The 20,682-nt window shown below is 71.8% G+C and carries 19 protein-coding genes and 1 tRNA gene; 5 read left to right on the forward strand and 15 right to left on the reverse strand.

Features of this window, described 5'->3' with window-relative positions; all coding sequences use genetic code 11:
* From M7D61_RS06935 to M7D61_RS06950, 4 genes are all read right to left on the reverse strand, one after another.
* Positions 1-680 (reverse strand): DUF1648 domain-containing protein (locus M7D61_RS06935; RefSeq protein WP_298228896.1); only part of this gene is annotated, 680 nt, incomplete at its 3' end.
* Between the two features lie 4 nt (positions 681-684).
* Positions 685-4,350, reverse strand: a complete 3,666-nt coding sequence (mfd, locus tag M7D61_RS06940) for a transcription-repair coupling factor (RefSeq protein WP_298228897.1) — start codon at positions 4,348-4,350, stop codon at positions 685-687.
* Between the two features lie 250 nt (positions 4,351-4,600).
* Positions 4,601-5,182 (reverse strand): aminoacyl-tRNA hydrolase, encoded by a 582-nt coding sequence (gene pth / locus M7D61_RS06945; protein ID WP_298228898.1) that lies wholly within the window; start codon positions 5,180-5,182, stop codon positions 4,601-4,603.
* Positions 5,183-5,770, reverse strand: coding sequence for a 50S ribosomal protein L25/general stress protein Ctc (locus M7D61_RS06950; RefSeq protein ID WP_298228899.1), 588 nt, complete (start codon positions 5,768-5,770; stop codon positions 5,183-5,185).
* Between the two features lie 423 nt (positions 5,771-6,193).
* On the opposite strand from M7D61_RS06950, the gene M7D61_RS06955 reads away from it, so the two are divergent.
* Together M7D61_RS06955 and gndA are read left to right on the forward strand one after the other, a co-directional pair.
* Positions 6,194-6,499 (forward strand): SHOCT domain-containing protein, encoded by a 306-nt coding sequence (locus tag M7D61_RS06955; protein WP_298228900.1) that lies wholly within the window; start codon positions 6,194-6,196, stop codon positions 6,497-6,499.
* Positions 6,500-6,562: 63 nt separating this feature from the next.
* Entirely contained in the window at positions 6,563-8,014 is a 1,452-nt protein-coding gene (gndA, locus tag M7D61_RS06960) for an NADP-dependent phosphogluconate dehydrogenase (RefSeq protein ID WP_298228901.1), read from the forward strand.
* A gap of 83 nt (positions 8,015-8,097) precedes the next feature.
* On the opposite strand, the gene M7D61_RS06965 is transcribed toward gndA, so the two are convergent.
* The 7 genes from M7D61_RS06965 to M7D61_RS06995 form a co-directional block, all read right to left on the reverse strand.
* On the reverse strand, positions 8,098-9,351 hold the full coding sequence (locus tag M7D61_RS06965; protein ID WP_298228903.1) for a chloride channel protein: 1,254 nt from the start codon (positions 9,349-9,351) through the stop codon (positions 8,098-8,100).
* A 10-nt stretch (positions 9,352-9,361) separates the two neighbouring features.
* A complete protein-coding gene (locus M7D61_RS06970) occupies positions 9,362-10,516 on the reverse strand; it encodes a methyltransferase domain-containing protein (protein ID WP_298228905.1) in 1,155 nt (384 codons plus the stop codon).
* A gap of 57 nt (positions 10,517-10,573) precedes the next feature.
* Positions 10,574-11,536 carry a ribose-phosphate diphosphokinase gene (locus M7D61_RS06975; RefSeq protein ID WP_298228947.1) on the reverse strand — a complete coding sequence of 321 codons (963 nt, stop codon included), beginning with the start codon at positions 11,534-11,536 and terminating at the stop codon, positions 10,574-10,576.
* A 132-nt stretch (positions 11,537-11,668) separates the two neighbouring features.
* On the reverse strand, positions 11,669-12,427 hold the full coding sequence (locus M7D61_RS06980; RefSeq protein ID WP_298228907.1) for an NTP transferase domain-containing protein: 759 nt from the start codon (positions 12,425-12,427) through the stop codon (positions 11,669-11,671).
* Positions 12,424-13,365 (reverse strand): PfkB family carbohydrate kinase, encoded by a 942-nt coding sequence (locus tag M7D61_RS06985; RefSeq protein WP_298228909.1) that lies wholly within the window; start codon positions 13,363-13,365, stop codon positions 12,424-12,426. Before M7D61_RS06985 ends, M7D61_RS06980 begins: the two co-directional genes overlap by 4 nt.
* On the reverse strand, positions 13,362-14,378 hold the full coding sequence (locus tag M7D61_RS06990; RefSeq protein ID WP_298228911.1) for an ADP-ribosylglycohydrolase family protein: 1,017 nt from the start codon (positions 14,376-14,378) through the stop codon (positions 13,362-13,364). The genes M7D61_RS06985 and M7D61_RS06990 overlap by 4 nt, the downstream gene beginning before the upstream one ends.
* Before the next feature lie 172 nt (positions 14,379-14,550).
* A tRNA-Gln gene (locus tag M7D61_RS06995) sits at positions 14,551-14,622 on the reverse strand.
* Between the two features lie 87 nt (positions 14,623-14,709).
* Between M7D61_RS06995 and M7D61_RS07000 the strand changes: the two genes are divergently transcribed.
* Complete coding sequence (locus M7D61_RS07000; protein WP_298228912.1) at positions 14,710-15,270, forward strand: MarR family winged helix-turn-helix transcriptional regulator; 561 nt, start codon at positions 14,710-14,712, stop codon at positions 15,268-15,270.
* 49 nt (positions 15,271-15,319) lie between these two features.
* Here the strand turns inward: M7D61_RS07000 and M7D61_RS07005 are convergent, their stop codons facing one another.
* Positions 15,320-16,006 carry an ATP-binding cassette domain-containing protein gene (locus M7D61_RS07005; protein WP_298228915.1) on the reverse strand — a complete coding sequence of 229 codons (687 nt, stop codon included), beginning with the start codon at positions 16,004-16,006 and terminating at the stop codon, positions 15,320-15,322.
* 187 nt (positions 16,007-16,193) lie between these two features.
* On the opposite strand from M7D61_RS07005, the gene M7D61_RS07010 reads away from it, so the two are divergent.
* Entirely contained in the window at positions 16,194-16,637 is a 444-nt protein-coding gene (locus M7D61_RS07010; protein WP_298228917.1) for a GNAT family N-acetyltransferase, read from the forward strand.
* Between the two features lie 44 nt (positions 16,638-16,681).
* Positions 16,682-17,080, forward strand: coding sequence for a TIGR03618 family F420-dependent PPOX class oxidoreductase (locus tag M7D61_RS07015; RefSeq protein WP_298228918.1), 399 nt, complete (start codon positions 16,682-16,684; stop codon positions 17,078-17,080).
* An 85-nt stretch (positions 17,081-17,165) separates the two neighbouring features.
* Here M7D61_RS07015 and M7D61_RS07020 read toward each other — a convergent pair whose 3' ends face one another.
* The 3 genes from M7D61_RS07020 to M7D61_RS07030 form a co-directional block, all read right to left on the reverse strand.
* On the reverse strand, positions 17,166-19,022 hold the full coding sequence (locus M7D61_RS07020; RefSeq protein ID WP_298228920.1) for an ABC-F family ATP-binding cassette domain-containing protein: 1,857 nt from the start codon (positions 19,020-19,022) through the stop codon (positions 17,166-17,168).
* 290 nt (positions 19,023-19,312) lie between these two features.
* Positions 19,313-20,341: an LLM class flavin-dependent oxidoreductase gene (locus M7D61_RS07025; RefSeq protein WP_298228922.1), complete on the reverse strand. Its 1,029-nt coding sequence runs from the start codon at positions 20,339-20,341 to the stop codon at positions 19,313-19,315.
* A complete protein-coding gene (locus M7D61_RS07030; protein WP_298228925.1) occupies positions 20,308-20,625 on the reverse strand; it encodes a helix-turn-helix domain-containing protein in 318 nt (105 codons plus the stop codon). The genes M7D61_RS07025 and M7D61_RS07030 overlap by 34 nt, the downstream gene beginning before the upstream one ends.
* Between the last annotated feature and the right edge of the window lie 57 nt (positions 20,626-20,682).

A 20,682-nucleotide genomic window follows, 5' to 3' on the forward strand; every position in this document is an offset into this window, starting at 1 on the left:
CGCAGCGCCGGCAGAACGACCGCGGCGGCGATGACGGCGATGACGAGGGCTCCGATCGCGATGCCGCCCGCGCTGCCGAAGTTGATCGTCCAGCCGAGGCCGTAGCGCTTCGGCACCACGACGCGGCCGTCGGCGGCGTTGACGTAGAGGAATCCGGCCCGCCAGTGCGGGTCCCCGGCCCATTCCGGCGCCGGCGCGTCCGTGGCGGAATCGGACTCGGTGCGGGAGGCCGCACCCCGGGCCAGCCTCACGCCGAGGACGACGAGCGTCGCGAGGATGCCCGCGATCATCGCCGCGAGGACGAGATAGAACGGCAGCGCGACGCCCGGGGCGAGCCAGGTGCACAGCGCCAGCGCCGCCAGCCCTGCGCCGAGGGAGACCTGCAGGCAGCCGAGCGACGTCACGAGCAGGTGCCGCTGCGCACGCGACTCACCGGGGGCCGAGAAGTAGGACGAGGCGAACAGGATGCCGACGATGCCGGCCGCGATGACGAGGGTGCCGAAGACGCTCCAGAACGATTTCGCCGACCACGCGTCGACCTGGCCCGCGGCATTCCAGTGCGTGGGCACCGGATCGGGCAGCGATGGGTAGAGCGCCGCCCCGGCGATGCCGGCCGCGATGATGGCCGCGAGTGCGGTCGCGGTGAGCAGGTAGGCGGGGTGGACCTTGACGGACGCCATGCGCTCAGCCCACCACGTGATCGGGCGCCTTCTCGGGAACCGGGAAGATCGCGTCGAGCAGGGCGCCGACCCAGGCGATGAGGTCGGCATCGGCGAGCGGTTCGCCGCCGACCTGCTTGATCGGCACCGAGATCGCGCGCTGCTGCGCGAAGTAGCGGGCGCCCTGGTAGAGCCGCTGCAGCCGCACCTGGATGGAATCGGGCAGCTCGGCGGGGGCGATCCGCAAGGACGACCCCATGGCGAGGACCTCGCTGAGCCCGGCGCGCTGGGCGCGATGGCGCAGCCGTGCGACGGCGACGAGGTTGACCACCGGCTCCGGAAGCTCGCCGTAGCGGTCGACGAGCTCGTCGACGACGAGGTCGATCGCCTCGTCCTTCGCGCTCGGCGCGGTCGCCGCGGAGAGCTTCTGGTAGGCCTCGAGGCGCAGCCGCTCGGAATCCACGTACTCCTCGGGGATGTGCGCGTCGACCGGCAGCTCGAGGCGCAGCTCAGTCTGACCCTCGGCGGCCTCGCCCCGGAACTGCCCCACCGCCTCGCCGATCATCCGCAGGTAGAGGTCGAAGCCGACGCCGGCGATGTGCCCCGACTGCTCGCCGCCGAGCAGGTTGCCCGCGCCGCGGATCTCGAGGTCCTTGAGCGCGACCTGCATGCCGGCGCCGAGTTCGTTGTTCGCGGCGATCGTGGCGAGCCGGTCGTGGGCGGTCTCGGAGAGCGGCTTGTCCTCGTCCCAGAGGAAATAGGCGTAGGCCCGCTCCCGGCCGCGCCCCACGCGGCCGCGCAGCTGGTGGAGCTGCGACAGCCCGTACTTGTCGGCGCGATCGATGATGATCGTGTTCGCGTTGGTAATGTCCAGGCCGGTCTCGATGATCGTCGTGCACACCAGCACGTCGAAGCGGCGCTCCCAGAAGTCGACGACGATCTGCTCGAGCACATGCTCGTTGAGCTGGCCGTGGGCGACCGCGACGCGCGCCTCGGGCACGAGTTCGGCGACCTTGGCGGCGACCGCGTTGATGGATTGCACACGGTTGTGCACGTAGAACACCTGGCCCTCGCGCAGGAGCTCCCGGCGGATGGCGGCGGAGACCTGCTTGTCGGAGTACGGCCCGACGAAGGTGAGGATCGGGTGCCGGTCCTCGGGGGCGGTGGCGAGGGTCGACATCTCGCGGATGCCCGTCACCGCCATCTCGAGGGTTCTCGGAATGGGCGTCGCGCTCATCGCGAGGACGTCGACATTGGTCTTGAGCTTTTTCAGTGCGTCCTTGTGCTCGACGCCGAAGCGCTGCTCCTCGTCGACGACGACGAGGCCGAGGTCCTTGAAGGCGACCCCCGGGCCGAGCAGCCGGTGCGTTCCGATGACGACGTCGACCGTTCCGTCGGCGAGGCCGGCGAGCACCTCCTTCGCCTCCTTGTCGGTCTGGAACCGGCTGAGCTGGCGCAGATGGACGGGGAATCCGGCGAAGCGCTCGGAGAACGTCTCGAAGTGCTGCTTGACGAGCAGGGTGGTCGGCACGAGGATCGCGACCTGCTTGCCGGCCTGCACCGCCTTGAACGCGGCGCGCACCGCGATCTCGGTCTTGCCGAAGCCGACGTCGCCTGAGACGAGGCGGTCCATGGGGATCGGGCGCTCCATGTCCGCCTTGACCTCGTCGATGGTCTGCAGCTGGTCGGGCGTCTCGACGAAGGGGAAGGCGTCCTCGAGTTCGCGCTGCCACGGGCTGTCGGGCGGAAACGCGAAGCCCTTCGACGCCATCCGCGCCGAGTAGAGCTTGACGAGCTCGACGGCGATGTCGCGTACCGCCTTGCGGGCCTTGGATTTGGCCTGCGCCCAGTCGCTGCCGCCCATCCTGCTCAGCGCCGGCTCCTCGCCGCCGACGTAGCGGGTGAGCAGGTCAAGCTGGTCGGTGGGAACGTAGAGCTTGTCGCCGGGGTAGCCGCGCTTGCTCGGCGCGTACTCGAGGACGAGGTACTCGCGGGTGGTCTTGACCGGGTTGCGCCCGCCGGAGGAGACCTCGCGCTGCACGAGCTCGAGGAACTTGCCGATGCCGTGCGTCTGGTGCACGACGATGTCGCCCGGCTTGAGCTGCAACGGGTCGACGACATTGCGGCGGCGGCTGCCGAGCTTCTTGGCCGTCGGCGAGTCGTACCCGACCTGACGACCGTAGAAGTCGGCCTCGCCGAGCACCGCGAGCTTGGTCTCGGGGAGCTCGAACCCGCGCTCGATGCTCGCCTTGACGACGTAGGCGACACCGGATTCCGGCGCACTGGGGAACTCGTCGCTCAGACGTGCGGCGAGGCCGTGCTCGCTCAGCACGTCGGCGGCGCGCTCGGCGAGACCGCGCCCCGCCGCCGCGACGAGGACCGTCCAGCCAGCGGCGAGGCGCTCGGCGACGTGGTCGACCGCCCCGGCGACCTGCCCGGCGAAGGAGGGGATGGCGGTGGCGTCGATTCTCAGGTAGCGGCCGGGAAGCTCTTCACTGAAAGGATCGTCCTCGTCCGGCAGGTTGTCGGGACCGCCGGATGATGGTCGATCCGCGGGGCCGACCGGGCTGGCGCCGTTCGCGTCGCTGCGCGACGCACCCGAGTCGAACTGGCTGAGGGTCCACCACGTGCCGGGGTGCGACCGCCGCAACGCCGCTACCGTCGTGAAGTCGCCGGCGTCGAGGTCGATAGGCGCCTGCGCCCCCACCGTCGCCGCGCTCCAGGCCGCGGCGAGGAACTCGCGGTTCGTGTCGGCGAGGCTCACCGCGCGGCTCGCCACGCGCTCGGGGCCGAGGACCGCGACGGCGGCGCCCTGCGGCAGGTAGTGCGTGACGGGCACCAGCCGGTCGACGAGGGCCGGCGCGAGCGACTCCATGCCCTCGACGGGGATCCCCTCGCCGAGCCGGCCGAGCATCTCGGCGAGACTGGGGAACTCGTGCTGCATCTCGCGGGCGCGCTGGCGCACGGCATCCGTCAGCAGGATTTCGCGGCTCGGGCCTAGTTCCACTCGCCGCAGCTCGTCGGGCAGCGAGCGTTGGTCGGCAACGGAGAAGAGGCGGATCTGGTCGACCTCGGGCCCGAAGAAGTCGATGCGATAGGGGTGCTCGGCCACCGGCGAGAACACGTCGAGGATGCCGCCGCGCACCGCGAACTCGCCGCGGCGCGTGACCATGTCGACGCGGCTGTAGGCGAGCGCGACCAGGCGCGCGGCAACGGCACCGAGGTCGTTGTCCTGCTCGCCGACGGCGAGCGTGAGCGGCTCGATGTCGGCGAGATTGTCGGCGACCGGCTGCAGCGCGGCGCGCACGCTCGCGATGACGACGAGCGGGGCGTCCTGCGGCCCGGAATCCCAGGCGCTGAGCGCCCGGATGACGGCGAGCCGCCGCCCGACGGTCTCAGCGCTCGGGCTGAGGCGCTCGTGCGGCAGAGTCTCCCATGCGGGGAACTCGAGGATCTCGGCATCCGGCAGCAGCGCCGCGAGCGAGGTCTCCAGCGCCTGCGCGTCGCGGCCCGTCGCGGTGACGGCGAAGAGCACGCGCCGGGCAGGTTCGCGGCGGCCGAGCAGGGCGGTGAGCAGCGGCGCGTCCAGGCCCTCGACGAGCGAGAAGTCGGCGTCGCGCGCGGCGTAGGCGAGGGCGTCGTCGACGGTCCGGGCGCGCGAAAGCGCCTCGATCAAACCCTCGAGTACCACGCCGCAAGCCTAGTTGGCGGGTGCAAACGGACCTCGGCCGCGCGGGGAGCGGGAGTGCCGCGCAGTCCATTCCTGTGCCCGACCGCGACCCGCGGGTGCCCGACCGCGCCCCGCGGGTGCCCGACCGCGCCCCGCCCAGGTCGCCTCCTGCGGTCGTCGGGCTGAGACTCGGTTCGACACGCTGAATGACGGCTCTTACGCCCGCGTGTCACACCGAGTCTCAGCCCGAACGCGCGGAAACAGGACGAGGTCAGCCGGTGTGGTACTTCAACTGGGCCTCGGCGAGACCCTTCTGCGTGATGAGTTCCACGGCGTCGGCGGCATCCCCCACCAGGATCGGCAGATTCTTGCGCTCCGCCGCGGTGAACGGCCTGAGCACATGGTCGGCCGCGTCGCGCTCGCCCGGGGGGCGACCGACGCCCACGCGCACGCGGATGAAATCGCCGGTGCCGACCGCCGACATGATGTCGCGGATGCCGTTGTGCCCGCCGTGCCCGCCGCCGAACTTGAGCTTGAGGCTATCGAAGGGGATGTCGAGCTCGTCCTGCACCACGATGAGCTGCGCCGGGGTCAGCGAGAAGAATCTGAGCAGCGCCGAGACGGGGCCGCCCGAGCTGTTCATGTAGCCGTTCGACTTCGCGAGGACGAGCTTCGGGGCGCCCGGCGCGGCGCGGCCCTCAGCGATGTGCGCGTTCGCCTTGTGCGACGTGAAGGCCGCCCCCGCCCGCCGGGCGAGCTCGTCGACGACGAGCTGCCCGACGTTGTGCCGGGTGTTCGCGTACTGCGCGCCGGGGTTGCCGAGGCCGACGACGAGCCAGGTGTCAGCAGCCAACTACGACGCCGCGGCCTCCGGCGCACCGCTCTCCTCGGCGATGGCCTCGGCGGTCGGGCCGACGATGGCGACGACGAGCGCCTCCGGGTCGGTGAGGAGCACCGCGCCCGCCGGCAGCGCGACCGCGCCGGCGAGGATGTGCGTGCCGGCCTCGAGCCCTTCGACGCTGACGACGACCCGCTCGGGGATGTTCGTCGCCTCGGCCTCGATGAGGAGCGTCCCGGTGTCGAGCTCGGCACGGCCGGCGCCGAACGGAGCGCCCTCGACGTGCACGGGGATCTCGACCTGGACCTTCTCGCCCCGCCGCACGAGGATGAGGTCGATGTGCTCGATGATCTGGGCCACCGGGTCCTTCTGGACGTCCTTGACGAGGGTGAGCTCGCTCGTGCCGGCGATGTCGAGCTCGAGGATCGCGTTCGCCTTGCGCAGCAGCAGGCCGACCTGGTGGGCGGGCAGCGTGATGTGCTTGGGCTCGGTGCCGTGCCCGTAGATGACGGCCGGGATCTTGCCCGCCGCGCGGATCTTGCGCGCGGCGCCCTTGCCGAACTGCTCGCGCAGCTCGGCGACGACCTTGTTGTCTTCAGCCATGGTGTTACTCCAAGTGGTGCGGTGGGCTCTCGGCCCACGTCGTGAATGCGGATTCAACTCGAACGCTCATCGCGTGAGGAAAGACGTGCTGCCAGTCCCACCGCGTCGATAACGGATGTGCGGGGCGGGTGCCCCGGCATCCCTCGCCGAAGTTCGGGCTCAGTCTAGCCGATGAGCATCGAAGCGGCGGGCGACGCGTACTCCCGCGGGAGTAGGCCGCGATCGGCGGCGCGCGATCGGGTGCAGCTCGTCGTGTTCGCCTACGACACCTGCCTGGCGCAGTAGCCGGTCCGGTCCGGGGCATCCCGCGTCATCCCGCGGGAGCAGCGGGAGTCACTCCCCGCGGCGGATCCCCGAAAGCGCGAAACAGCGGAGACTGGGGATGTCAGGGAATTCCGATCGTCTGCAAGAAAGACTTCGTACATGATGTACCACGCGTTCTCGCCGTACTGGGTCTTCATCCCGATCGGCTGGTTCCTCTTCCTCGCGATCATCGTGCTCGCCATCGTGTTCGGTCGACGCCGCTGGCACCGCTCCGGGCAGTGGAGCAACGGGCCGTGGGGCGGATACGGCCCCTGGGGCGGCCCCAGGGGCGGCCCCTGGAACTCGACGGCGGATGCCGAGCGCACCCTCGCCGAGCGGTTCGCCAACGGCGACATCGACGAGAAGGAGTACCGCGCCCGCCTCGAGGTGCTGCGCGCCAACCGAACCCAGCCCGGCCCGCAGTAGCGACGACGAGGCGGGTCGCCCGGCGCCGCGCGCACCGCGCGACCCGCCTCTAGGCTTGAGACCATGCCAGAGAGATCCGCCAACATCGGTGTCGTCGGCCTTGCGGTGATGGGATCCAACCTCGCCCGCAACCTCGCCAGCCGCGAGGGCAACACGGTCGCGGTCTTCAACCGCTCCTGGGCGCGCACCGAGACGCTCATCACCGAGCATCCCGAGGCGGGATTCCTCGCCGCGCGCACCTACGACGAGTTCGCCGCGTCCCTCGCCGCGCCCCGCACCGCGATCATCATGGTGCAGGCGGGCGCGGGCACCGACGCCGTCATCGACGAGCTCGTGCGGGTGTTCGAGCCGGGCGACATCATCGTCGACGGCGGCAACGCGAACTTCCACGACACCATCCGCCGCGAGAAGGCCCTGCGCGAAGCGGGCCTGCACTTCGTGGGCACGGGCATCTCGGGCGGCGAGGAGGGCGCGCTCCACGGCCCGTCGATCATGCCGGGCGGCTCGGCCGAGTCGTACCGGACCCTCGGCCCGATCCTCGCCTCCATCGCGGCGAAGGCTCCGGACGGCGAGCCGTGCGTGACCCATGTCGGCACCGACGGCGCCGGCCACTTCGTCAAGATGGTGCACAACGGCATCGAGTACGCCGACATGCAGCTCATCGCCGAGGCCTACGACCTCATCCGCCGCGGCACCGGGAGGACCCCCGCCGAGATCGCCGACATCTTCGCCGGGTGGAATGCGGGCGAGCTCGAGTCCTACCTCATCGAGATCACCGCCGAGGTGCTGCGCCAGGCGGATGCCGCGACCGGTCGCCCCCTCGTCGACGTCATCGTCGACCAGGCCGCCGCCAAGGGCACCGGCGCGTGGACGGTGCAGAACGCCCTCGACCTCGGCGTGCCGGTCTCGGGCATCGCCGAGGCGGTGTTCGCCCGTTCGCTGTCGTCGAAGCCGGCGCAGCGCGAGGCGGCGGCGGGCCTGCCCGGTCCGTCGGGGTGGACGGCCCCCGACCCGGACGCCTTCATCGAGGATGTCCGCCAGGCGCTCTACGCGTCGAAGATCATCGCCTACTCGCAGGGCTTCGACGAGATCGTCGCCGGCGCCGAGCAGTTTTCGTGGTCGATCGACAAGGGCGCGATCGCCCGCATCTGGCGTGCCGGATGCATCATCCGCGCCGGCTTCCTGGGTCGCATCGCGGAGGCCTACGCCGACTCGCCGGGACTGGTCGCACTCGTGCTCGCGCCGTTCTTCCGCGACGTCGTCGAGGGCGCACAGGATGCCTGGCGCCGGGTGGTCGTCGCGGCGGCGCAGGCCGGAATCCCCGCCCCGGCCTTCTCGTCCTCGCTCGCGTACTACGACGGGCTGCGTGCGGCGCGCCTGCCCGCGGCGCTCGTGCAGGGGCAGCGCGACTTCTTCGGCGCGCACACCTATCGGCGGGTCGACCGTGAGGGCACGTTCCACACCCTGTGGTCGGGCGACCGCTCCGAGATCGAGACGGCCCCGAGTTGGCACTAGCACTCGGTCATCGAGCAGGGCGCAGAGCGCCGGTGTCGAAACGACCGCACCGCTGATGTCGACAGGCTCGACCAGCGGCGCTGCTAGAGGTCCAGGACCCTCGACCTGTCCCGCCGGTGCTGCAGGAGCTGACGCGTCAGGATCGAGCCGAGCACCGCGAGGCCGACGGGGGCGAGGAATCCGAGCGGCGCCGCCGTCAGTTCGAGGACGATCGCGATCGCGGTGAACGGCGAGCGCTGCGAGGCGGCGAGCACCGCCGCGGCGCCGAGCAGCGCGAAGGCGGCGACCGGCGACCCCGGCCACATCGACGACCAGAGGATTCCGATGACGGCGCCCGAGGAGGCGCCGAGCGCGATCGCCGGCTGCAGCACGCCGCCGGACGCGCCGGAGTGCAGCGTGCCGACCGTGAAGAGACCCTTCGAGGCGAAGAGCACGAGAAGCAGCACGACGCTTCCGAGGCCCGGCGAGGCGAAGGCGAGCTGGCCGATGGAGCGGCCGTTGCCCATGATCTGCGGGAACGCGAGACCGAACAGGCCCGTCGCGAAGGCCATGGCGGGCAGCATCCAGAGGATGGTGCGGTCGGTCGTCTTGGTGCGCTCCGCCCACGCCGACGCACGCTCGAACGCGAACCCGATCGCGCCGAAGACCGGGCCCGCGACGAGCGCGCACACCGCGAGCGACCAGCTCGGCGCGCCCGCGTCGACGAGGAAGAACGGCACCCCGCCGACGACGACGCTCGCGACGAGCGCGGCGATCGCCGAGGTGCCGAGCGCGACGGCGGAGGCCTCGAGGCTGAACTCGGCGAGCAGGATCTCGACCGCGAACAGCGCGCCCGCAAGCGGCACGTTGTAGACGCCTGCGAGGCCGGCTCCCGCGGCGGCGGCGGCGAGGACCCGCCGGTGGCGGGCGTCGAAGCCCATCACGTCCGCGAACCAGCCGCCGATGAGCGCGCCGAGCTCGCGCGGCGCGACCTCGCGCCCGATCGAGGCGCCGGCGCCGACGTGGACACCCTGGAGGGCGACGTGCACGAGGGTCTGCCACCACGGCATCCGTTCGCCGTCGACCGCCTTGGCCACGGAGGGCACCGCCGTGGCGCGACCCCGCAGCAGCCACCAGCCGACGCTCACCACCACGCCGGCCGCGACGACGGCGATGAGGCGCCGCCACGGGTCCGCGGCATCGGCGCCGGGCACCGCCGAGCTCTCGGCGTAGCCCCACGCCAGCCACTCGACCGCGCGCAGCAGCAGCGCGATGAGCGCGGACGCCGCGCCGACGAGCAGTCCGACGACGAGGGTCGCGAGCGCGAGCCGGAAGAAGCGCGCGGAGCCGTCGGTCATAGGAAAAACGCTAGTGGCCGCGACCGGCCGGATCGCGCGCGAGCAGCACGAGGGTCTCGAAGTGCGCCGTGTGCGGGAACATGTCGAACACCTGCGCCCGCACCGGCCTCAGCGACGGCATCGCGGCGAGGTCGCGCGCGAGGCTTTCGGCGTTGCAGCTGGAGTAGAGGACGTGGCGGATTCCGGAATCCTCGAGCCACCCCGCGAGTTCGGCCCCGATGCCGCGGCGCGGCGGGTTGACGATGACGGCGCCGGGGGTCTCGACCGCCTCGAGCGCGAACCGGGTCGCGTCGTCGGCGAGGAAGTCCGCGTCGACGCCGAAGGCCCGTGCCGCAGCCTGCGCGCTCGCCACCGCCGCCTCGCTCACCTCGACGCCGACGACCCGGCTGCCCGCCGCGGCGGCGTGCAGTGCGAATCCGCCCGCGCCGCTGTAGAGGTCCCAGACGCGGCCGGGTTCCACCTCGGCGAGCCAGGCGGCGCCGGCGCGATAGAGGCCGGCGGCGATGCCGTTGTTCGTCTGCACGAAGCTGCGCGGCAGCAGCTGCAGCGTCACGCCGTCGAAGGCGAGCTCGAGCACGTCGCCGTGGATGGCGATCTCCTCGTCGCCCTCGAGGATTGCAGCGTGGACGGGCTGGATGTTCGCACTGACGACGGCGAGACCGGGGATGGCGTCGAGCAGCGTGCCGAGGTGCTTGCGGATGCGCGGCACCGGCTCGCTCGAGCGCAGCACGAAGCGCACCATGAGGTCGCCCGCCGGCGAGACGGTCACGATGACATGCTTGAGCTCGCCGCGGCGGCTCGGCACCGCGTACGGGGTGATCGCGGCGAGGGCGATGAACCGCGTGATCGGCGCCAGAGCGGCGAGGACGCGGCCGTCGACGATCGGACAGTCGCTGAGGTCGACGCCGCGGCCTTCGGCGTCGAGGATGCCGAGTGTCGGGGCATCCGCGGTGCCGCCGACGACCATCTTCGCCTTCGTGCGGAAGTGCGCGACCTCGCTCGCGACCGGCTCGAGCCACTCGATGCCGCCGGCCCCGTCGGCCCCGCCGATCAACGCCTCAGCGCGCGCCTGCTTGTCGGCGAGCTGGCGAGAGTAGGGAATCTCGATGAGAGTGCAGCTCCGGCATAGGCCGGCGTGAAAATAACCGCACTCGAGGGTCGTCACGAGCTGCCCCCCGGGGCGCCGCGGAAGGCGACACCCGCCGGCACGCTCTTCGGACCCCTATGCCGCACCATCGAACATGCTCGTGACCGACCCGTCCGCGAAGACCTCGTGGATGGCGCGGGCGATGAGCGGTGCGATGGAGAGCACGGTGAGGCGGTCCCACCGCTTGTACTCGGCCACCGGGAGCGTGTCGGTGACGACGACGGAGTCGATGAAGTCGCTCTGCAGGATCTCGACGGCCGGGTCGCTGAACACGGCGTGGGTCGCCGCGACGACGACGCCGGTCGCGCCCGCCTTCTTCAACGCCTCGGCGGCCTTCACGATGGTGCGGCCGGTGTCGATGATGTCGTCGACGAGCAGGCAGACGCGGCCCTCGACCTCGCCGACGATCTCGTGGACACTGACCTGGTTCGCGATCTTCGGGTCGCGGCGCTTGTGGATGATGGCGAGCGGCGCACCGAGCTTGTCGCTCCAGACGTCGGCGACGCGCACGCGGCCCATATCGGGCGAGACCACGGTGAGGGTCTTCGGGTCGAGCTGCTTCTGGAAATGCTCGAGCAGCACCGGCATGGCGAAGAGGTGGTCGACAGGACCGTCGAAGAAGCCCTGGATCTGCGCCGCGTGCAGGTCGACCGACATGATGCGGTCGGCGCCGGCCGCCTTGAACAGATCGGCGACGAGGCGGGCCGAGATCGGCTCGCGGCCGCGGCCCTTCTTGTCCTGGCGGGCGTAAGGGTAGAACGGGGCGACGACCGAGACGCGCTTCACCGAGGCACGCTTGAGCGCGTCGACCATGATGAGTTGCTCCATGAGCCACTCGTTGATGGGCGAGGTGTGCGACTGGATGACGAAGGCATCCGCGCCGCGCACGCTCTCGCCGAAACGGGCGTAGATCTCGCCGTTGGCGAAGGTGCGGGACTCGGTGGGCACCAACTCGGTCTCGAGCTCGCGGGCGATGTCGGCGGCCAGCTGGGGGTGGGCTCGGCCTGAGATCAGGACCAGCCGCCGCGATGTCGCCATCTCGATGCCCGACACGTGGCCCGCCTTCCTGAGCCGCGCCCGGATCGCGGCTGCACGGTCATCCTACCGAGCGAAACTTTCCCACCTCGCCCCCGGTCAGGCGCAGTCGCACCCGGCCACGGGCTTCGCGTCTCAGGGGGCCAGGTGGCGGAAGTACGCGGCCTCGGCGGCGGCGAGCTGATCGGGGTCGTTGACGCCCTCGATGCGCCACGCGTCCGCGACGACGACCGCGCTCGCGGGCAGTCCTGCGGCGCGCAGCACGGCGATCGCGTCGGTGAGGTACTTCTCGCCCTGCGCGTTGTCGGTGCCGATCCGGGCGAGCGCGGCGGCAAGCGGCCGCGCCCGGAAGACGTAGATGCCGCCGTTGACCTCGCGGACGGCCTTCTCGCCCTCCGTCGCATCCCGCTGCTCGACGATGCGCGCGAGCGCGCCGCCGGCGCCGCGGATGATCCGCCCGTAGCCGTCCGGGTCAGTGGCCATCATCGACAGGAGGGTCACCGCGGCACCCGAGTCGCGATGCGTCTCGAGCAGCCCGTGCAGCGTGCCCGCGTCGAGCAGCGGCACGTCGCCGCTGAGGATGAGCACGTCGCCGTCGAAGCCGGCCGGCAGGACCGCGAGGGCCAGCTCGACGGCGCGGCCGGTGCCCGGAAGGTCGTCCTGATCGACGATGATCGCCCCCGGCAGCGCCTGGAGCGCGGCCGACGCGACGAGGTCGCGCTCGTGCCGCACGACGACGATGACGGCGGATGCCCCGAGCTCGGCCGCCGTGCCGAGCACGTGGTCGAGCAACGGCCGCCCGGCGAGCACGTGGAGCACCTTGGGAACGGGCGACTTCATCCGCGTGCCCTGGCCGGCGGCGAGAACGACGATGGCGAGGTTCGCGTCGGTCATGCGCCTAATCCTGCCGCGACTATTTCAGCGCGAGCAGGCGCCTGAGCCGGCCCCCGGCGCGTGACCGAGATCGCGGCGGCGAGGGTGGCGAGGCGCAGCGCCTCGACCGCCTCGGTGCCGCGGGCGAGCTCGGCGAGCAGCACCCCGGTGTGGGTGTCGCCGGCTCCGCTGGTGTCGACGGCCTCGACCGCGGGCGCCGGCACCGCGAGGGCGGTATCGCCGAGAGCGCCGCCCGCCGCGACGCATCCCGCCGCGCCTTCGCGCACCACGACGAGCGCGGCCGGGTTCAATGCCGGGACGGCGCGCACCGCGTCGAGGAGCACCGTGCCCGAGGCGTCCGGCGCATCGCCGAGCAGCCGCGCCTCGCGCTGGTTGAGGGTGAGGATCTCGACGCGGGCGAGCGCGGCGGCGAGGATCCCGGTCGGGATCTCGGCGACGAGCGGTCCGGGGTCGAGCGCGTAGCGGGCGGGCGGGGCGGTGCCGAGCCAGCGCCCGAGCACCGGGCCGCTCCCCGGGTAGGCGAGGTCGTACCCGGAGAGCGCGACGACGTCGTCGGGGCGGATTCCCGCGGCGTCGAGCTCGGCGGCGGTCACCTGGGCCTCGACTCCGGTCACGGTGACGAAGGTCCGCTCGGCGTCGGGCTCGATGAGGGCGACGCAGTAGCCGGTGTCGGCGTCGGTGCGGGGTGCGGCGACGATGCGGACGCCCTCGGCTGCGAGCGCCGCCCGCACCAGGTCGCCGTATCGGCCGACGCCGTGCGGCCCGGCGTACACGCATTCGATCCCCTGCCGGGCGGCGGCGGCGATGAGGTTGAACCCGCCGCCCACTTCGGTGCGCGAGGCGCGCGCGACGACGTCGCCGCCGCGCTCCGGAAGCGCCGGCACCTCGATCGCGAGGTCGACGAGGATGCTGGCGGGCGAGACGACCCGGGCACTCATCGCGCCGCCTCCGCTGCCGCCTCGCGCAGGGCGAGCAGCTCGCCGGCGAGCGCGTCGACGCCGAGTCCGGGGTTGGCGGCGGCGAGCTCGGCCAGCGCCGCGACCGGGATCGCCTCGACGCCGGCGGCGGCGCCCGCGATCGCCCCCGCGATGGCGGCGATGGTATCGGAGTCCCCGCCGAGGCTCGCCGCATGGCGGGTCGCGTTCCAGGGGTCGGCGGGGAACAGCGCGGCGACGGCGAACGCGGCGGGCACGGATTCCTGCGTCGCGACGCTCGTGCCGACGAGATCGTCGATGCGCTCGAGCGCCTCGGCAGGGTCGCACCCGGCGACGAGGTCGACCGCCCAGGCGATACGCGCCGCGACCGACGGACCGGCCGCCCATTCGCCGCGGGATTGCCCCAGACGCGCGGCCTCGACCGCGACCGCACGCGCCGCGGCCGGGCCGGCCCCGGACACTCCGGCGCTCACCGCCGCCGCGACCGCGGCGGCGCCGGCGATGGCGAGACCGGTGTGGTGGGTGACGATGGTCGACTCCTCGACGGCGTCGACGAGCGCTCCGACCGGCTCGGCCGGCACGGCGATGCCGAGGGGCGCGATGCGCATGGCGGCCCCGTTCGTCGTGCCGTGGCGGCCGGTCTGATCGGGCGGCACGCCCTCGGCGGCGAGCGCCAGCGCGCGCGAGGTGGACGGGCCGAGCAGGTCGTGCGAGCCCGCCTCGCGCATCCGGCGCTCCCAGTCGAGCAGGGCGTCGGCGAAGGCGCGCGGCGCGACGTGCCCGCCGCCCGCGACGAGCAGTCGGCCAAGGATGAGCGCCTGGTCGGTGTCGTCGGTGACGCGCCCCGCCGGCAGGCCGGCGCTGATCTCGTTCTCGGCCGGGCCGGGCTGGAAGCCGCCGAGCAGCCCGTAGCGCGCCCGCACGAAGGCGCGCGGCAGATTCTGCGTCGGCATCCCGAGCGCGTCGCCGAGGGCGAGGGACCAGAGGGCGCCGCGGGCGCGGGACAGAGCGGTCATGACTACAGCATGACGCGGCGGACCTGAGCGTGAGAGAACCGCTAGGGGTTCCGCCCCGAAGCGCGAGGATTCCGTTAGCGCACTGTACCCGCCGCCTCTCGCCGACGCGCGGACGCCCCGTCGGGGCGGCCACCTGAGCGCGCCGCGCTGGATCGATCGCGCCGGCGCGAAGTTCCGAGACCTGGATTCGAACCAGGACTTAACGGCTCCAAAGGCCGTCGTGCTGCCGTTACACCATCTCGGACTGCGCGGCCGACTGGAGGCGGCAGCCAGACTACCGCGAAAGGCTCGACGACCTGAGACCGACGGTCAGCCCACTTAGGCTTTCGCCATGGCAGCCCGGGAACAGGACGAAGTGGACCGCATCGTCGACGCGTGGCTGCGCGAACGGCCCGACCTCGACTTCACGCCGATGCAGGTGCTCTCGCGCGTCGACCGGCTCTCGCACCACCTCGACCGGGCCCGCAAGTCGGCGTTCAGCCGCTCCAGCCTCCCCTCGTGGGAGTTTGACGTGCTCGCGGCGCTGCGCCGCGCCGGCGATCCATACCAGCTCTCCCCCAAGGCGCTGCTCACCCAGACGCTCGTCGCCAGCGGCACGATGACGAACCGCATCGACCGCCTCGTCGAGCGCGGATTCGTCGAGCGCACGCCCGACCCGGCCGATGGCCGCGGCATCCTGGTGCGAATGACCCCGAAGGGGCTCACCCGGGTGGATGCCGCGATCACGCGCCTCGTCGACGCCGAGCACGACATCCTCAGCGCGATCGGCGCCTCGGATCAGGCCAAGCTCGCGGGCCTGCTGCGGAAGCTCACCGTCGGGTTCGATTCGCGCAGCCGACTGGGGGCGGTTGATCCGGTGGATCAATCGCCGTCGGCTGGCGAAACGCGGTAGCCGGATCGCCGCGGAAGGCTCGGCACGGCGAGGTGACGCGGCACTGGTCTCAGCCGAAGCGACCGCCGACGTAGTCGCGCGTCCGCGAATCCTGCGGGTGCTCGAACATCGCCTCGGTGTCGCCGTACTCGACGATGACGCCGGGGGTGTTCTGCGCGGCGAGGAAGAACGCGGTGCGGTCGGAGACGCGGGCGGCCTGCTGCATGTTGTGGGTGACGATGACGATCGTCACCGAGCCGCGCAGCGACGCGATGGTCTCCTCGACACGGCGGGTCGAGGTGGGGTCGAGGGCCGAGCAGGGCTCGTCCATGAGCAGTACCCGCGGCGACATCGCCAGCGACCGCGCGATGCACAACCGCTGCTGCTGCCCGCCGGAGAGGCCGCCGCCGGGCTGGTCGAGGCGGTCCTTGACCTCGTCCCAGAGCGCGGCCTTGCGGAGGGAGTCCTCGACGAGGATGTCCTTCTGCTCGCGGCTCGCGCGGATGCCCGAGAGCTTGAGGCCTGCGACGACGTTCTCGTAGATCGACATCGCGGGGAACGGGTTCGGCTTCTGGAAGATCATGCCGACGTGGCGGCGCGCCGTTGTGATCTTGACGCTGGGCGAGTAGATGTCCTGGCCGTCGAGGCGGACCTCGCCCGCCGTCATGTCGAGCGACACCCTGTCGAGCACCTTGCGCTCCCCGAACCAGGCCGTGACGGCGTCGGCGACGAGCTCGCCGGCATGCAGGGAGTGCACAGGGGGGCTGTGCTCCGGGTATCCGAAGCATTCTTCCCAGGCGAACGGAAACGGATGACCCAGCGGCGGTGGACGGCGAGTGAACTTGTGCAGGGCAGTTCCGCAGCGCGCGGACCGGTGGCGCGCAATCGCGCCCGCGCACCCGGAATCTCGCCAAACCGCCGGGGTATACGGGATGATGCTTCTCGTGCCAGCCGAGCAGCCGATTGCTACCGTCGAAATCGTCTCGGAGCTCACCGGCGAGGTCGCCGAGGCCGTCAGGGCGCTGCTGCCGCAGCTCTCGAGCAGCGCGGCCTACTCGCGCGAACTGGTCGAGGCCATGGTCGCGAGCGACTCGGCCGCGCTCTTCATCGCGCGGGTCGACGGCACCATCGTCGGCATGGCGTCGCTCATCCACTACGCGATCCCGACCGGGGTGCGCGCGCATATCGACGACGTCGTGGTGGATTCCGCCGAGCGCGGCCACGGCGTCGGCCGCCTGCTGCTGCGCGCCCTGCTCGACGAGGCGAACCGCCTCGGGGCGCGCACCGTCGACCTCACCTCGCGGCCGTCGCGCGAGGCCGCCATCCGCCTCTACGAGTCCGTCGGATTCGTCCGACGCGAATCGCTGCTCTTCCGCTTCCAGGGCTGACAGCTCCGCCGGGGGCGGCGCGCCGGCTGCGGCAGACTGGAGTCATGACCGACGCCGCCGCGATCCCCGAGTCCCACCGCGACCTGCTCACGACGACGGAGGCCGCCGGATTCACGACGATCGGCCCCGACGGGCGCCCGCAGACGAGCGCGATCTGGTTCCTGCTCGACGGCGACGTGATCCGCACCTCGATCCACGGCAGCAGGCAGCGCTACCGGAACGCGCTCGCCACGCCCGCCGGGAGCCTCTTCGTCATCGACCCCGCCAACGCGTACCGGACGATCGACGTGCGCGGCGACCTCGTCGTCGAGGACGACCCCGACCTCGCCTTCCTGACGCGGATCCTCGCGCGCTACGGCCGGACCCTCGAATCCTTCGGGCCTCCGGATGGCGACCGCCACGTGCTCACGCTCGTCCCTCGGAGGGTGCGCGTCACCGGTTGACGCGAGCGGACCGGCCTCGGATCCCGGAGAGCGCGTCCTCCTCGCCTCGCCCGATGGTCTCGAGCACGCCGGAAGCGACCGCGCCCTAGCCGAGAAGCTCCTGCAGCTCCAGCCAGCGGGTCTCGAGATCGGCGACCCCGGTCTCGAGCGAGCGCAGGCCGGCACTGAGGGCGCCGAGGCCGATATAGTCGGACTGGTCGTGCCCGGCGAGGCGCTCATGGTCGGCCTCGATCTCGGCCTGCAGCTTGACGAGCTTGCGCTCGATCGCGGCGAGCTCCTTCTCGGCGGTGCGGCGCTCGGCGCCGGACACCGGCAGGCCCTCACCGCGGCTGACCGAGGTGGTTTCGCCCGGCGCGGCCGGACCAGGGACTCCCCCGGCGGCGTCGGGCGCGTTCTTCCCGAGTTCGCCGCGGCGGCCGGCGTCCACCTCGCGCTGCCGGAGTCGCAGGTACTCATCCACGCCGCCCGGCAGATGCCGCAGATGCCCGTCGAGGATCCCGTACTGCTGGTCGGTCACGCGCTCCAGGAAGTACCGGTCGTGAGACACGACGAGCAGCGTGCCCGGCCACGAGTCGAGCAGGTCCTCGATGGCCGCGAGCATGTCGGTGTCGAGGTCATTGGTCGGCTCGTCGAGGATGAGCACGTTCGGCTGTTCGAGCAGGATGAGCAGCAGTTGCAGACGCCGCTTCTGACCGCCCGAGAGGTCCTTCACCGGCGTCGAGAGCTGCGCGCTCGAGAACCCCAGTTGCTCGAGCAGCTGGCCCGGGGTGAGGTCCTGCGCCTTCGAACCGGCGCCGACGGTATAGCTGGTGCGCAGCGCGCTGATGACGGTGCGCACCGGTTCGTCGAGGTGCTCGTCGAGTTCGTCGAGGCGCTGGGTGAGGGTCACGACCTTGACCGTCGTACCGCGCTTCACCCGCCCCGAGGTCGGTGCGACCGTGCCGGCGACCAGGCCGAGCAGCGTCGACTTGCCGGCGCCGTTGACGCCGAGGATTCCGGTGCGCTCGCCTGGCGCGATGCGCCACTCCACCTCCCGCAGCACGGGCCTGCCGTCGAAGGCGACCGAGACGCCGAGGAGGTCGACGACGTCCTTGCCGAGTCGCGCCACCGCGAGGTGCTGGAGCGAGGTGGAATCCCGGATCGGCGGCACGTCCTCGATGAGCATGTTCGCCGCCTCGATGCGGAACTTCGGCTTCGACGTGCGCGCGGGCGCGCCGCGGCGCAGCCAGGCGAGCTCTTTGCGGGCGAGGTTCTGTCGGCGCTGCTCGCTCGCTGCCGCCATCCGGTCGCGTTCGACGCGCTGCAGGATGTAGGCCGCGTACCCGCCTTCGAACGGCTCGACGATGCGGTCGTGCACCTCCCACGTCGCCGTCGACACCTCGTCGAGGAACCACCGGTCGTGGGTGACGACGACGAGCCCGCCCGCCGACGCCGCCCAACGGCGCTGGAGATGCGCGGCGAGCCAGGCGATGCCCTCGACGTCGAGGTGGTTCGTCGGCTCGTCGAGGAAGAGCACGTCCCACTCCCCGACGAGCAGCGCGGCCAGCGCGACGCGGCGGCGCTGACCGCCCGAGAGCGAGCCGACCACGGCGTCCCACGGGATGTCGCCGACGAGCCCGCCGATGACATCGCGGATGCGTGCGCTCGACGCCCACTCGTGCTCGGCGGCCTCGCCGACGATCGCACGGCCGACGGCGAGCGTCTCATCGAGGGTGTCGGACTGGTCGAGGACGCCGACCGCGACATCCCGCCGCCGGGTCACCCGCCCGGAGTCGGGCTCGACGAGACCGGCGAGCAGTCTGAGCAGGGTCGACTTGCCGTCGCCGTTGCGGCCGACGACGCCGATGCGGTCGCCCTCGTTCACCCCGAGGGTCACCGAGTCGAACACGACCTTGGTCGGGTATTCGAGGTGCAGCGCCTCGCCGCCCAGTAGATGCGCCATGTCCTCTCCAGGGTAGGCGTGTCGACGCGCGTGAGGTCCAGCGCCATTGCCTCGTCACCCGACGAGGCGAAGGCACGTGTTACGCCCCGAGCGGGTCGAGAGTCGAAATCGCCCGGCATTCCGGGTCTTCGCGCGGCGTGCTGCGGCCGACGGGGGTCCGCCGGCGATCACGGAGCCGCCCGAGGCGGGATCCCTGCCCTTCCCGCGCGAGCGCTGGTGCGATCGGGTCGTCGACCCGACCGCCGACCATTCCCGCCATGGCTGTCAGGCGAGTTCGCGGCGGTACCGGCTCACGCCTTCACGGCGGCCGACGCCGTCTCGCGGCGGATGACGGGGGCGACCTCGGTCATGTAGAGCTCGAGGGATTCCGCCGTCATGGCCCAGGGCGGGTTGCCGGCGTCGATCTGGCCCACGAAGCGGTCGATGCCGAGCAGCTCGACCCGCAGCATGATCGCGTCCACGACCTGCTGGGGGCTGCCGACCGGCAGGCTGGCGGCGATCCACGAGTCGAAGGCCTCGCGCGGGAAAGGTCTGCCCATGCCCTGCCGCAGGTAGCTGGAGTAGTAGGGGAAGTACTCGTCGCGGGCGCCCTGCGAGGTCTTCCCGACGAACATGTGGCCGCTGACCGCGAGCCGCAGCGTCGCGGGGTCGTGGCCGGCCTGCTCTGCGGCGCGGCGGTAGAGCTGGACGCGGGGAACGAACTGCTCAGGGCCGGCGAAGAAGCCCATCACCATGGGCAGGCCGAGCAGACCTGCGCGCACCGCCGAGGCGGGTGTGCCGCCGATGGCGACCCAGATCGGCAGCGGCTCCTGCAGCGGCCGCGGCGAAACCTCGGCGTGGTCGAGAGCCGAGCGGAACCGGCCGCTCCACGTGAGCGTGGATTCCTCGCGCAGCCGCACGAGCAGCTTCAGCTTCTCGTCGAACAGGTCGTCGTAGTCCGCCAGGTCGTAGCCGAACAGCGGGAACGACTCGATGAACGCGCCGCGGCCGGCGAAGATCTCGGCACGCCCGTTCGAGACGTGGTCGAGCGTCGCGAACTGCTCGAAGACCCGCACCGGGTCCTGGCTGGAGAGCACGGTGACCGCGGTCGCCAGTCGCAGCCGGGACGTCTGGCCCGCGATCGCCGCGAGCACCACCTCGGGAGCGGAAATGGTGAAGTCGGGCCGATGGTGCTCGCCGAGCCCGATGAGGTCGAGGCCGCCGGCATCCGCCAGCCGCGCCAGCTCGAGAACCTGCTCGAACCGCTGGTGGACGCTGCGCGCCTGATCCTCGCCGGGATTCTCGATCAGCTCGCCGAATGAGTAGATGCCGAGTTCCATAGTCTGCCTTTCCCTTCTTCGCCGGACCAACCCAGGCTCCACTCCGCCACGGCATCGAGCACGACCGAGAGCTGCCGCCCGACGGCGGTGAGTGAATAGGTCACCTCTACCGGGCGCTCGGCCGAGACCTCGCGCCGCACCAGCTGCTGCCTTTCGAGCTCCTTGAGCCGCTGCGAGAGCATGGCCGGCGTGATCTCCGGGATCGCGCCGCGCAGTTCGGAGAACCGCAGCGCCCGGGTCAGAAGCGCCTCGATGATCACCCCGTTCCAGCGCTTGCCGATCAACTCGACGGCCGCGTGGAACGAACTGCAGGCGATCCGATCGGTCGCCTTCACCTCGTT

The sequence above is a fragment of the Gryllotalpicola sp. genome, assembly GCF_027352875.1.
Classification (GTDB): Bacteria; Actinomycetota; Actinomycetes; order Actinomycetales; family Microbacteriaceae; genus Gryllotalpicola.